General features: G+C 59.9%; 10 protein-coding genes. 7 read left to right on the top strand and 3 right to left on the bottom strand.

From position 1 onward, the window contains the following. Positions 1–119: 119 nt before the first annotated feature. A complete protein-coding gene (gene fdhD / locus M5D89_RS13140; protein WP_248886250.1) occupies positions 120–1,055 on the bottom strand; it encodes a formate dehydrogenase accessory sulfurtransferase FdhD in 936 nt (311 codons plus the stop codon). A 40-nt stretch (positions 1,056–1,095) separates the two neighbouring features. Then, positions 1,096–3,360, bottom strand: a complete 2,265-nt coding sequence (locus M5D89_RS13135) for an FdhF/YdeP family oxidoreductase (RefSeq protein ID WP_248886249.1) — start codon at positions 3,358–3,360, stop codon at positions 1,096–1,098. 156 nt (positions 3,361–3,516) lie between these two features. Here M5D89_RS13135 and M5D89_RS13130 point away from each other — a divergent pair, with 156 nt between their 5' ends. From M5D89_RS13130 to M5D89_RS13120, 3 genes are all read left to right on the top strand, one after another. Beyond that, the gene (locus M5D89_RS13130) at positions 3,517–4,314 is read left to right on the top strand and encodes a TatD family hydrolase (protein WP_248886248.1); all 798 of its coding nucleotides are present in this window, start codon (positions 3,517–3,519) and stop codon (positions 4,312–4,314) included. Next, a complete protein-coding gene (locus M5D89_RS13125; RefSeq protein ID WP_248886247.1) occupies positions 4,296–5,054 on the top strand; it encodes an MBL fold metallo-hydrolase in 759 nt (252 codons plus the stop codon). The genes M5D89_RS13130 and M5D89_RS13125 overlap by 19 nt, the downstream gene beginning before the upstream one ends. Positions 5,055–5,270: 216 nt before the next feature. Continuing rightward, positions 5,271–6,569 carry an MFS transporter gene (locus M5D89_RS13120; protein ID WP_248886246.1) on the top strand — a complete coding sequence of 433 codons (1,299 nt, stop codon included), beginning with the start codon at positions 5,271–5,273 and terminating at the stop codon, positions 6,567–6,569. Here M5D89_RS13120 and M5D89_RS13115 read toward each other — a convergent pair. Further along, positions 6,566–7,369, bottom strand: a complete 804-nt coding sequence (locus M5D89_RS13115) for an IclR family transcriptional regulator (protein ID WP_248886245.1) — start codon at positions 7,367–7,369, stop codon at positions 6,566–6,568. The two genes, M5D89_RS13120 and M5D89_RS13115, sit on opposite strands and share 4 nt — an antisense overlap. Before the next feature lie 84 nt (positions 7,370–7,453). Between M5D89_RS13115 and M5D89_RS13110 the strand changes: the two genes are divergently transcribed. Genes M5D89_RS13110 through glcE form a run of 4 tightly spaced genes read left to right on the top strand, consistent with a single transcriptional unit; the run spans position 7,454 to position 13,550 of the window. Next, positions 7,454–9,667, top strand: a complete 2,214-nt coding sequence (locus M5D89_RS13110) for a phosphoketolase family protein (protein ID WP_248886244.1) — start codon at positions 7,454–7,456, stop codon at positions 9,665–9,667. Positions 9,668–9,682: 15 nt separating this feature from the next. Next, positions 9,683–11,014: a four-carbon acid sugar kinase family protein gene (locus tag M5D89_RS14360; protein WP_248886243.1), complete on the top strand. Its 1,332-nt coding sequence runs from the start codon at positions 9,683–9,685 to the stop codon at positions 11,012–11,014. Positions 11,015–11,016: 2 nt separating this feature from the next. Further along, the gene (locus tag M5D89_RS13100; protein ID WP_248886242.1) at positions 11,017–12,489 is read left to right on the top strand and encodes an FAD-linked oxidase C-terminal domain-containing protein; all 1,473 of its coding nucleotides are present in this window, start codon (positions 11,017–11,019) and stop codon (positions 12,487–12,489) included. After that, positions 12,489–13,550, top strand: coding sequence for a glycolate oxidase subunit GlcE (gene glcE / locus M5D89_RS13095; protein ID WP_248886241.1), 1,062 nt, complete (start codon positions 12,489–12,491; stop codon positions 13,548–13,550). Before M5D89_RS13100 ends, glcE begins: the two co-directional genes overlap by 1 nt.

Here is a 13,550-nt window from a genome sequence, read left to right as displayed (position 1 = left end):
TCCATCGCTTTGCACAGAAAAAGAGCGGCCTTGTCCTAGGTGGGGGTAGGACAAGCCAGCCTCCGGCTACAGGGGCCGGAGTAAGATTCCCATCATGTCAAATCCCAGCAGCATCCATCTCAGGAAAAATCATCCTCACCATGCTCCCAGTGCTCCGCAAAACGGCCCACGCGGCAATACCGGGTGCAGCGGCCATCGCGGACAAAGCCGGCGAGGTGAACATGATGGTCGCGGGCAACCCGCAAGGCCATGCTGCTGATTCCCGACATGGCGGCTATCGCGGGGATTTGCCAAGCCAGGGCCTTGCGCACAATCTCGAAAGGCAAACGGGAAGAGACGGCCAGGAGTTCTGCCGACCCGGGTTTCTCGCCACGCCGCAGTGCCGCGCCGATCACCTTGTCGACGGCGTTGTGTCGCCCAATGTCTTCGCGCACCAGAATCCCGTGACTGCGCAAGCGCAGTGCCGCAGCATGGGTGCTGCCGTTCTCTCGATGTGCTTGCTGACGAGCGATCAGCTCCCTCATGGTATCTCCGATGCAGCGCAAATCGGGCGGGCGCGTCGCTGAGGGTAGGGCGGGGAAGGGTTGCAAGCCGGTAAAATCGGGTCGACCACAAAGGCCGCAAGCACTCGCGCCGGGGAGATGACGACGTTGGGCCGCCGCCCGTGCGCCGGCGTCTGGATCCAGTTGCAGGTAGATCGCGACGCCTTCGCTGCTTGCCTCTGTCTCCAGAGCTTGCACTTCTTTGAGGGATCGGAGTACTGCCTCTGTCCACAAGAACCCCAGGGCAAAATCCTCCAGATCATAGGGACTCGCCATCATCAACGCGTAAATATCGCCGTTGATCACCAGGGATATGGGCATTTCCTCGACCAGACTGTCCTGATCGTCTTGCCATGCCTGGCCATCCCAACGTCGGCAGGTGTAGCCAAGGGTCTTCGGCCGGCCGGCGGCTCCGGAATCATCCCAAGCGCCCGAACGCCCGTCCGCGTCAGAAAGCGCAGAATGTGCCGGCGTACCATCCCGGTATTCGGATGGCGCAAAATCAGTCTCCATGCACGCTCCCCAATAGGCCTGCCACCGCTTCAGTCTAGGCTCAGCTCGCTACCCGCACGGCGATCCCCTTGGATGCCGGTGTTTTGGAGAGCTGATCATGCTGGGAGATGGGAATGAGCGGATTCAACTCGGGGTAGTAGCCGGCCACGGTACCGCGTGGGATCTCGTAGGCAACGACTTCCAAACCCGTCACGCGCCGCTCGATGCCATCGGCCGCATCACTCAGTAGGGTAACCCGTTGCCCAGCTTGCAGGCCTGCGGCGGCAATGTCGTCCTCATGCATGAGGAGGACGTCCCGGGTGCCCTCAATACCGCGGAAGCGGTCGGAGTACCCATATACCGTGGTATTGAATTGATCATTGGAACGCAGGGTGATGAGCCGGTAACGTCCCGGCGCATCATCAAAATTCAGGGCATTGAGGCGGTCTGGCACCGTGAATTCGGCCTTACCGCTGGGGGTTTTCCAGACCCGTTCGCGCGCGGCATTTACCCGCCAGAAGCCGCCGGGCTGCCGAATGCGGGCATTGAAGTCGTGGAAGTCTTCGGGGTAGGTCGCGGCAATGAGCTCACGCACCAAGCCATAATCGGCTTGCCAGTCGACCCAGCGCAGTTTGGGATGGGCGTCGAGGGTCGCCTTGGCAATGCCCGCGACGATGGCGAGTTCCGAACGCAGTTTGGGCGAGGCGGGCTCGCGATGACCCACCGATGGATGAATCATGGAAAAACTGTCTTCGATGGTGACAGTCTGGTTTCCCGTAGCCTGGGCATCGATTTCAACCCGGGAGAGGCAGGGAAGTATGTAGGAGGACTTCCCGGGATAGAGGTGGCTGCGATTCAGCTTGGTCGAAACGGTGACGGTCAACGCCTGCTGCGGCCAGACCTCCTCCAGACGCGCAATATCGGGCATCGCCCGCAGCAGGTTGCCACCCAGGCTGATGGTCGCGGCAACTTCACCGCGTAGCAGTGCCTCACCCACTTCGACAATGTGCAGGCCATCCTCTTGGGGTGGTTCAAAGTCGAAGAGTGCGCGGAGCTTGTCCATGGGCACCAAGGCGGCCTTTTCCGCAACGCCTACCGTACGCTGCCCTTGTACGTTGGAATGTCCGCGCACCGGACAACAACCCGCGCCAGGGCGCCCGATATTGCCGCGCAGAAGCAGAAAATTCACCAGCATCCCCACGTTGGTGGAGCCATGGACCTGCTGGGTCAATCCCATGCCATAGACGCCGATCACCCGCTCGGAGCTCATGTAGACCGCTGCGGCCGAGCGTAACGCCTCTTCCGTAAGGCCAGTTTCGGCGCAGATCGCGGCCCAGGAGGTGTTCCGCAAGAAATCAAAGAAGGCTTCGGCATCGTGGGTATGCTCGGCCAGAAAGGCATGATCAATGACCGTGCCGCCTTGGGCCGCGTCAGCTTCCAACACGGCCTTGCAGAGCCCGGTCAGGGCAGCAATGTCGGACCCGGCACGCAACTGGTGGTACTGATCAGAAATCTGTGTCTCCCGCCCGGTGAGCATATCCGCGGCGCTGCTGGGGTCGACAAAGGCGACGAGCCCTTGCTCGCGCACGGGATTGAAGGTAATCACCTTGGCGCCCCGCTTTTTGGCGTCCTTGAGCGGATGCAGAAAACGGGGGGAATTGACCCCCGGATTTTGGCCGAAGAAAAAGAAACAATCGGCCTCGGCCAAGTCTTCCCAGATCACCGTTCCTACCGGCGAGCCGATTACGCGCTTCAGCCCCACGCTGGTGGTCTCGTGGCACATATTGGAGCTTTGAGGTAGGTTATTGTTGCCGTATACGCGGGCCAGCAAGGCGTAGAGATACGAGGCTTCGAGGCCGGCATGACCGGAGGCGTAGAAGACCACCTGCTGGCGCGGTAAGGCACGCAGGATTTTGCCCATGTCGGCAAAGGCTTCGTCCCAGCTGACCTCTACATAGCGATCCTGTGCCGCGTCGTAGCGTAGGGGGGCGGTCAGACGGCCAGTTTTTTCCAAGGCATGATCTGTCCAACCGCGTAGTTCCGTGACCGTATGCCGGTCCCAGAAATTGGGCGTGCAGCGCGCCGAAGTGGTGTCCCACAAAATGGCCTTGGCGCCGTTTTCGCAAAACTCGAAGGGGTGATAATTCACCGGCTTGGGCCAGGCACAGGAGGTGCACATGCTCCCACCTGGCTTGTTGAGCCGCGCCAGGGTCTCAAGGGCAGCCGGTGTGGCCCAGCTCTCCCCATAGATATGCACAATGCCCTCTACGGAGCCCCAGCCGCCAGCCGGGGGCTTGGGAAGATTGACCCGCGGATTCTTGTCCATGAACTATCTCCGTGCCCGAACCCTCTGAGTCTAGCACAAGACGGCTTGGACAGGCTGATGTTTGGCTAACCTCCCTGCCACGGAGCGATTCGGTTAGTCGAGAGGAGGCAGAGCTGGCGCGTTCGCGTTAGAATGGGTCCTCATTCAGGAGAGGACATGACCGCAAGTCTCATCGATTCCCACTGCCATTTGGATTTTGAGGAATTTGCCGACGACCGTGATGCCGTCCTGCAGCGCGCTCGCGCGGCAGGCGTTGCGGCGCTGCTGATCGCCGCCGTGCGTGAAGCCGATTGGGGGCGGGTGCGAGCGCTTGCGGAAAGCGAAGAGGGTATCTGGGGGGCAGCGGGGGTACATCCGAATGGGGCCGCGGAAGAGAGCCCGAGTTACGAGTCGCTGATCGCGGCATTGGCGCACGAGAAAATCCTGGCGGTTGGAGAAACCGGCCTGGATTATTTTCGCACGGAGGGGGACCTTGCCTGGCAACAGGAGCGCTTTGCCCTCCACATTGCTGCTGGCCGAGCGACCGGCAAGCCGATCATCGTGCATACCCGAGAAGCCGCGGCGGATACCTTGGCCTTGCTGCGCAGTGAGGGGGCACGGGACTGCGGGGGCGTCATCCATTGCTTCACCGAGAACCTCGATTTTGCGCGGCAGGCCTTAGATCTGGGTTTTTACATTTCTTTCTCCGGCATCGTCACCTTTAAGAATGCCAAGGATCTTCAGGAAGTTGCACGGGTCATCCCTGGCGATCGCTTGCTGGTGGAGACGGATGCCCCGTATCTCGCGCCTGTACCCATGCGTGGCAAGCGTAATGAGCCTGGTTTTGTCGCGCACGTGGCAAATTTTCTGGCTGAGCTCCGAGGTGACGATCGACAGGAATTGGCAGCCATGACGAGCCAAAATTTTCGCCGCTTGTTTCATGTGCCGGAGGTTGAATGCGCATCCATTTCCTAGGGACGGGCTCCAGCGCCGGGACACCGGTGATTGGTTGTGACTGTCCAGTGTGCCGCGGTGGCGAGCCGCGCAATCAGCGCAGCCGCGCGAGCATTGTGGTTGAAAACGAGGGCACCCGCATCCTGATCGACACTGGTCCAGATTTGCGCACACAAATGCTGCGCGCCGGAATTCAATCACTGGATGCCGTTTTCTATACCCATTTTCACGCCGATCATATCAATGGGATCGATGACCTGCGCGCTTTCAATTTTCTTGCCAAGAAGGTCATACCCTGCTTCGCCGATGCACGCACGGCCGCAGAATTGGAAGGCCGTTTTCGCTACTGTTTCTTGCCGCCGGATCCAGGCTGGGCGAAGCCTTCGCTATCGATGACGGTGATTGTGGAAGAGCAACGCGTGGGCGCTCTCGAAGTCCTGCCGGTCACGGTTCTGCATGGCAACCTGCCCATCTACGGATACCGCTTTGGCAAAGCGGCCTATCTGACTGACCTGAAAACGATCCCGCAAGAAAGTTACGCCCGGCTGGAAAATCTCGATCTCCTTATCCTCGACTGTTTGCGCGAGGAGGAGCATCCGACTCACGTCAACCTGGAAGAATCGTTGGCGATTGCTGCGCGCATTGCCGCCAAACAAACCTTGCTCACCCACATGACTCACGAGCTGGACTACCATGCCTTGCGGCGCCGGCTGCCAGAAAATATCGCCCCAGCCTATGATGGATTGTGCGTAGAGGTGTAGTTGTTGTTTGTATCATAATATTCTGATTTTCATCTTTCCATATGGTGGAATAAATACCTTATTGCGGAAAACAAAATGTTGCCCTACTCTCTTTTGCAACCGCAATTGGTGGAAGTTTTAGTGAATAAAAATATAAGATAACAATAATCTTCTCCCTTGCGGTATATACGCCTCGTTCCTTACGAGGATATCGCAACCAGGGTAGGAGACGTGATCATGTCAATACAAGAAATGCCCGAATACTCATCCCCATATCGTTGGGTCATGGCGGCGATCACTGGGGTCATCATGACTACCAGCTTTATTTCCCTTACCTCGTTTGGGGTATCAGCACCGGCCATGGCGGCAGCAATGCACGTTTCCGTGGCGACTCTGTCAACCGCTGGTGTGGATGCCTTCTCAGTTGGTTTGTTCATCGCTTTTTTTCTTGGTCATGGCGGCATATTTGATACGCGGATCCGCCTGGGTGTCCTGGTTGCACAGCTGTTTTTGATTGTCCCACAAATTCTGATCCCTATCCTCATGCCGGTTACGCAGTCTATCATCTTGCTGATCGTCCTTCGTTTTCTTCAGGGCTTGATGATCATGATGATTGCGTTGTTTTCCCTGCAGTTGGCAGGATGGTTTCGTTCCAGTCAACGCGGGATTTCTCTGGCGGCAATGCTTGGCGCAATCACCCTGGGTGGGGCAGTTGGCGGTGTGATTACCGGCGACCTTGCATCTTTAGGCTGGCAAGCGGTGTATTTCATCACTGCTGCTATCATGATTTTGGGAGCGGTGGTCTATTTTGTCTTTGCACGTGATGCGAAAAGCCATGCGGAAGGTATCAAGAAATCTAAGGCAGATCATCGTAAGCATAAGCTGTGGTCGTATCCAATGACCTGGATCATGGGAATCGTGCAAATTCCAAACAACTGGACGCTGTTTACCATCGGCGGTTTTTTGCCAATCTATGCCTATCACCTTGGCTACAAGCCGGAAGAAACTGGCAATGTGATGTTCATCTGGGGGCTGATGGGCTTTGCTGCTGCGATATTGGGGGCGCTACTTGGCGATTATTGGGCAAAACGCGACAATACCCATCGGAATTTCGTTAATGCCCGATTGAGCGTCATCAGCGTTGCCAATGGATTCATCATTGTCGGGGCGTTGATGATTCTGTATATCGCGCCGATTTCCTATCCCCTATTGTTGCTTTCTGCCCTCGTAGTGGCTTGCACCATGGCAACTCCGCCGAACTATTGGGCGTCGCCATGTAATATGTTCCCGGTTGCGACGATGGGCGCTGGTGCTTTCGCAATCGGCGTGATTTCCAATTCGGTGAGCGCCATCGGGCCAGTGGTGTCGTCTGTCATCATCCGCACCGTGGGATGGAATGGCGTCTTCTGGGTGATGGTCGGATTGGCCGTTGTCGGGCTCGGCGTGAACTATCTCGCTACCCAGACGCGTCTGCCCATCGAGATCGAGGGCGAAGCCGAGGATTCCGTGTCCTGCGCTGCGGGCCTGAGTCACTAGCGTACAGCGGTAGAGTTCAGATCGAGCACCACCGTCAAACCCTGCAGACGCTGTTCGATCTGCTCTGCGGCCCGGTGCAGTAAGGGTATCCATTCCTCCTTCCGGCGATGAATGGGGGAGGAGATGCTGAGGCCGATGAGGCAAGGAAGGGGAGTGTGAATGAGGACGCCGAGACAGCCAACCCCAATCTCGGCCTCCTCGTCATCGCGCGCGTAGCCGTCCGCCTGCGCTTGCTGAAGCGCTTTCCAGAGCGCGGGGAGAGTGCCGAGAGAATGTGCAGTGAGGGTTGGTAGGCCAGATCGCCTGGCGTAGGCACGCACCCAATCGTAACCATGCTGTGCCAACATGAGTTTACCGACAGCCGTACAGTGCATGGGTGCATGGGAGCCGATGACTTGCTCTACGCGCATCATACGCGGGGAGATGGCGCGTTCGATATAGAGGACCTCATCGCCATGCTCAACCGTCAGGTTGACTGTCTCCTCGATTTCATCGCGTAACTCCGCCATTGCCGGTTGCGCCAGGGCGCGAAGATCAGCCCGACCATGAATTAGTCGACTCCAGTCGAGCAGGCGAGTGCCGAAGCGATAGTTTCCGTGCAGGTCACGCTCGAGTAGCCGGTTTTCCAGGGCCGAGGCGAGGATTCGGTAAGCAGAGGATGGAGCCAGTCCGGTAACGGCGGAAAGCACCTTCAGGGAGGTATTGCCGCCCTCTTGCGCCAATGCATCGAGTAGCAGGCACAGCCGATCAATGACCTGCACCGAACCGCGATTTTCAGAATGCGCTCTATCTTGTTCCATGATGTGGAATACGTCCCTTATTGCGGAATCACGATCTGCCGACTACCATCATAGTTATCTTTATTGCAATGGAAATCTAGTGTCATGACTGAATCAGCATCCCTACCCAGCAACGCCCCGACTTTTTGCAAAGGGATGTTTTTCTATGGGCGCCCTTGGCCGGAATTTGAGCGTTTTGGTCGAGAGGCGGCGATTGCAGAGGGGGCTGCGGCTATTCGCGATCCGGCGGATAAAGGTGCCATCTATCAGACCTTGCTCCTCGCTGATGCCCTGCGCTACTGCACGCTGCAGGTCTGTGCCGCAAAATCGTCCGGGCATCCTGGCGGTTTCGCCTCCAGTGTCGAGGCTTACGCCGCCCTAGTGATGCTGGGTCACACCAACATCGTCACCGAAGTCGGTCACCACGCACCTGGCTTCTACAGTGCGATGTTTCTGGATGGCTCCCTGGAGGCGATGGGGATACAGGATATGAACGACTTCATGGCCCGCTTCCGCGAGCGCCATGGTCTGTTGGGACATCTGTCTGGCGCGATTCCGGGCCTGCTGGCCCCCGCTGGACCTTTGGGGCAAGGACAACATTTCGCCATGGCAGGTGCCTTGCTGAATCCAGGAACGCTTTTCCCGGTCACCATTGGTGATGGCGGGTTTGGTGAACCCTATGTGCTGAGCAGCCTGAAGCACTTTCATTTTGCCTATCCGCAGGTGACCAATTACCTGCCCATCCTGGTCTGGAACGGCTTCAGTCAGGAGCACCACTCCATGGTCTCGCGCATGAGCAATGCGGAGATGATTGCCTACTGGAAGGCGCATGATTTTGACGAGGTTATTCTCATCGACGCCAAGGATTTCGACGATGCCGGGCAAGCGGGGCCGTATGTCGATTCGGCACGCTTCTCTTTCCCGCAGCGTCTGGCCTTCATGGAAGCGGTGTTGGCGGCCACCGCCAAGGCCGCAGAGTCTGCGCTTGGCGGGCGACACACGGCACTGATCCTCAAGCAACTCAAAGGCGCGGGCATGCACGTCAGCGGGGCCAAGTCGCACAATCTCTATCCAAAAGATACGCCGGAGTCTCCGGAGATCCGCGCCGCTCTCGAGCGTCTGGCCCTGGCGCCCGAAGCTTGGGCCGTGGTGCGGGAAAACGCGCATCGTGCAGGTGGCGGCGCCGCTGGCCAGACGGTGGTGACGGAGAAAGTGCTGGATCTAGCGCCTCTGGGCGCATTCCCGCTGCAGGACTTTGCGGTGGGGGAACAGGCGGTGCCCGCTACAGCCTTTGGTGCCCTAGTTGCCTGGCTGGGACAACAGGATCGACGCTTTGTTGTAACCAATGCCGACGGCAATGAGGCCTCGGCGATGAAGAACATCAACGACGCCCTGAAAATCCGCCATCCTACCGAGGACCCGCTCTACAATCAGCGGCCCAACGGGCAGGTCTACGAGCCCCTGAACGAAGACGCGTGTGCTGGTCTCGCGGCCGGGCTGGCCCTATTTGGCGGTCGCTCCCTGTGGCTGTCCTATGAGTCCTTTGTCATCAATGGCTGGCCGATTGTACAGACCGTAGGGCAGGCGATGGCGGAATTGCGCCGTCCGACTCCCGCCGTGGTCTGCATGTTTACCGCCGGGGCATTGGAGCAGGGGCGCAATGGTTGGACCCATCAGCGGCCAGAGATCGAGGGCTATATTGCGGCGCAGATGCGTAACGGGAATGTCTTTCTTCTGTACCCCTGCGACGCCAACGCCGTGCAGGCAGCGTACGAATATGCCGTGGAGAGCCGGAACAAGGTGATGGTGATCATTGCCTCGAAGAGCCCGTTGCCGGTGTACTTACCCATGGACAAGGCGCGCACGGCTATCCGCCAGGGAGCGGCACTACTGCACGAAAGTACCGGAACACGCGGCACGGTGACCTTGGCCGTTACCGGCGACATGGTGCTTCTGCCGGTCTTTGCGGCCCAGACGGAACTGGAAAATGCCGGTTTTGGAGTGCGTATTGTCAGCGTGCTCAATCCGCGCCAGATGTATCGCGAGACGGATGTTGCTGTGACAACGGTGGCAGAGCCCGACCATGGCTTCCTTGCCGATGCAGAGTTCCACCAGCTCTTTGCTGGGGACTATCTCCTTGGCATCAGTGGCGGTGGATCGGCGCCGCTGGAGCCGGTCTTCTTGCGCAGCCGCATTGCCCGACGCGATACCCTGTCCTGGCAGCGCGGCGAGACGACGGCGAGCGCCGGGGAGTTGATGGCGTTTAATGGCCTGACCAGCGCCGCTATCGTCGCCAAGGTCCTAGCCCTGTCGGCCTAAGCGGAGGCGCAGTCTGTGAGCGCAGAGCAAAGCAAGATCATTGTCATTGATGACGACCCGACGGGTTCGCAGACCGTCCATTCCTGTCCCTTGCTCCTGCGCTGGGACGTGGAGACCTTGCGTGCTGGTCTGGCAGACCCGTCGCCGCTTTGCTTCATCCTGAGCAATACACGGGCCATGACGCCAGAGCAGGCGGCGCAAGTCATGCGCGAGATTGCTGGGAATTTACGCGTAGTTCTGCAAGAGACAGCGGCATCTGCCAAGGCACCACCAATCCTGGTCAGCCGCTCCGACTCGACGTTGCGCGGTCATTATCCCTTTGAAACCGATGTCCTGGTGGAGCTTCTGGGCCCCTTCGATGCGCATTTTCTGGTGCCTGCGTTCTTCGAGGGAGGGCGCACCACACGCAACGGGATCCACTATGTGCGGCAGAATGGTGTGGATGTCCCCGCGCACGAGACGGAATTTGCCCGCGACTCGGTCTTCGCCTTTCATCATAGCTATCTCCCGGACTACGTTGCCGAGAAGACGCGGGGCCGGATTCCCGCTGCGGCAGTGCAACGGATTTCCCTGGGCGAGTTGCGCGAAGGGGGATGTCTGCCGCGCCTCCTTGCCCTGCAGAACAACGCTTGCGTCGTTGTGGATGCGGAGACTCCTGCAGATTTGGCCGCCTTTGCGCGCGACGTGCAACAGGCCGTGGCGCAAGGCAAACGTTTTCTGTTCCGGAGTGCCGCGAGCCTGCTGACGGCCTTGGCGGATTTGCCGCCGCAACCCGTAGCGGCAGCGGAGATGCGGCGCTGGGTGCGGAATGCCCGTCCGGGCCTGATCTTGGTCGGCTCGCATGTGCGCAAGACGACAGAACAGTTGGAACGTTTGCTGCAGGAGCCAGATCTGGAGGGCGTCGAGGTGGACGTCGATCGTTGCCAGGGTGCCGCTGCCGAGACGCAACTCGCCGACATTGTCCGGCGGGCGGCGGCGATCCATGCCCATGGCAAGGATATCGTCCTCTATACCAGTCGCAGCGAACGGCAGTTTGCCGATCAGCCTACCCGCCTGGCCTTTGGCGCGGCGGTATCGGCGTTTCTCATGCGCGCTTTGCAAGCCGTGCCGAAGAGCTTGGGCTATTTGATCAGTAAAGGTGGCATCACCTCGAATGACGTTCTGAGCCAGGGACTCGCCCTGCGCCAGGCACGGGTATTGGGACAGATTCTGCCGGGCTGTTCGGTGCTGCAGTGTCCGGAAAACCACGCCCAGTTTCCGGCGCTGCCAGTGGTGATCTTTCCGGGTAATGTGGGGGATGCCGATGCCTTGGCCTTGGCACGGAGACGCCTGCGGGGCACGGAATGAGGATGGAACGCGAAAACTCGGCGGCGGAACAGGCCTTTCTCCAGGATTTGGCGGCGTCCCTGCCGGCAGAGCGCCTGCGCCTGGGGCAAGAGGCCTTGCAACCCTATGAGTGTGATGGTCTTTCCGTCCTGCGGGAGTTACCCCTTTGCGTCGTCCTGCCGCAAGATCGCGACGAGGTGCAGACCGTCCTGCGCCTCTGTCAGGAGCATCAGATCCCCGTCGTGCCCCGCGGCGCCGGTACGGGGCTTTCGGGTGGGGCGCGCCCCGTTGCCGGTGCCGTCCTGCTCTCACTGGCGCGCTTGAATCGCATCCTGGACATAGACGTAGACAACCGCTGTGTCCGGGTACAGCCGGGGGTGCGCAATCTGGCCATCAGTGAGGCAGTTCGGCCTTATGGGCTGTACTATGCGCCAGATCCTTCCTCGCAGATTGCCTGCACCATCGGCGGTAACGTGGCGGAAAATTCCGGTGGGGTGCACTGCCTGAAATATGGGCTCACGGTGCACAACGTTCTTGCCCTGGATGTCCTCAGCGCCGATGGTGAGCTGCTCCAACTCGGGGGAGCAGCGCTGGATGCTGCCGGGTATGATCTTCTGGCCCTGTTCATCGGCTCCGAGGGGCTCCTGGGGATCGTAGTCGAGGCGACCCTGCGCTTGCTGCCCTTGCCCGAGAACACGGTGGTGTTGCTTGCCGCCTATGACGCCGTGGAGGCAGCCGCGGATGCGGTGGCGGCCATTATTGGCGCCGGCATCATTCCGGCCGGGCTGGAGATGATGGATCACCTGGCGATTGAGGCTGCGGAGGCCTTCGTTCACGCCGACTACCCAACCGAGGCGGCAGCCATTCTGCTCTGTGAGCTGGATGGCAGTGACGCGGAGCTGGCGGAGCGAGTACAGCAAGTGGAGTCTCTGCTGCAGAAACAGGGGGCAAACAGTATTCGCGTAGCGCGCGATGCCGAGACCCGCGCCTTGCTATGGAAGGGTCGCAAGGCCGCCTTTCCCGCCGTAGGGCGTATGGCGCCGGATTATTACTGCATGGATGGCACCATTCCGCGCTCACGCTTGGCGGAAGTCCTCGCGCAGATTCAACAATGGTCGCAGGAATGCGGCCTTGCCGTGGCCAACGTCTTCCATGCGGGGGACGGTAATCTGCATCCCCTCATCCTCTACGATGCCAATCAGCCGGCACAACTGGCTGCTGCAGAGGCTTTCGGGCAGCGCATTCTGGCCCTCTGTGTGCAAGTGGGCGGTAGCATTACCGGAGAACACGGCGTCGGGGTGGAAAAACTCGATAGCATGTGCGTGCAATTCAATGCTGCAGAATTGGAGCAGATGCATCGGGTGAAGCGCGCCTGTGACCCGCAGGGACGCCTCAACCCAGGCAAGGCGGTTCCCAGTCTGCACCGTTGTGCTGAACTGGGCGCCATGCACGTCCATCATGGTGCGTTGCCGTTTCCCGAGCTGGAGCGTTTCTGATGGATCTCAGTGCCGAGCTGCAGGCGCAGGTGCAAGATGCCTACGCCAGCGACCGGTCTTTGTGCATTATGGCGGGGGGAACAAAGTCCTTCTACGGTCGGCCGGTGCAGGCTGATGCCCAGCTGTCTGTCAGCGGCAACCGCGGGCTTGTTGACTATCGTCCGGAGGAGCTGTTTCTGCGTGCTCGAGCAGGGACGACCCTGGCAGAGATCAACGCCACTCTGGCCGAGCGGGGGCAGGGGCTGGCCTGCGAGCCGCCAGCGTTTGGTACACCGGCCACTCTTGGTGGGGCCCTCGCCTGTGGCCTCTCGGGGCCGGCGCGGCCCTATGCGGGTTCTTTGCGCGACCAGGTTCTGGGGATGCGCATTCTCAACGGCCGGGGCGAGGATCTGCAGTTTGGTGGCCAGGTGATGAAAAATGTCGCCGGCTATGACCTGTCACGATTCATGGTTGGGGCCCTTGGCACGCTCGGCGTCATCCTCGAGGCCACCCTCAAGGTGCTGCCGCTGGCCCCGGCAACCATTACCCTGGTGCAGGAGTGTACGCCCGAGGCCGCCCTACAGCGCTGGAGCCAATGGGGAGTGCAGCCACTTCCGCTATCCGCTTCCGCCCATCTCAATGATCGGCTCTACCTGCGCCTCTCGGGGACCGTCGGTGCGGTAACGACGGCACAGCACAAGATCGGTGGTAGCCCGCTGGCGCCAGCGGACGCCACTCGCTTCTGGGCCGACCTACGCGAGCAGCGCTTACCCTTCTTTGCTGCCGATGCACCCCTGTGGCGCTTTTCCGTGGCGCCGGCAACTCCCCCTTTTCTGACGGGGATCCCACAGGTTTGGGAGTGGGGTGGTGCAGTCCGTTGGCTGCATGCGACGCAAGATCCAACAGAGTTTCGTGCAGTGGCACGCCAACATGGTGGGCACGCGACCCTCTTTCGTGGGTCAGCAGGGGTTGATCCCTTCTCCTCCCTGCCTCCTGCCCTGCTGCAGCTGCATCGGCGTCTGAAGCTCGCCTTCGATCCGCGGCAGATCCTGAATCCCGGTCATCTCTACCCGGAGCTATAA

The sequence above is a fragment of the Acidithiobacillus acidisediminis genome, from assembly GCF_023277115.1.
GTDB classification, from domain to species: domain Bacteria; phylum Pseudomonadota; class Gammaproteobacteria; order Acidithiobacillales; family Acidithiobacillaceae; genus Igneacidithiobacillus; species Igneacidithiobacillus acidisediminis.
This window is presented reverse-complemented; position numbering and strand designations above follow the sequence as displayed.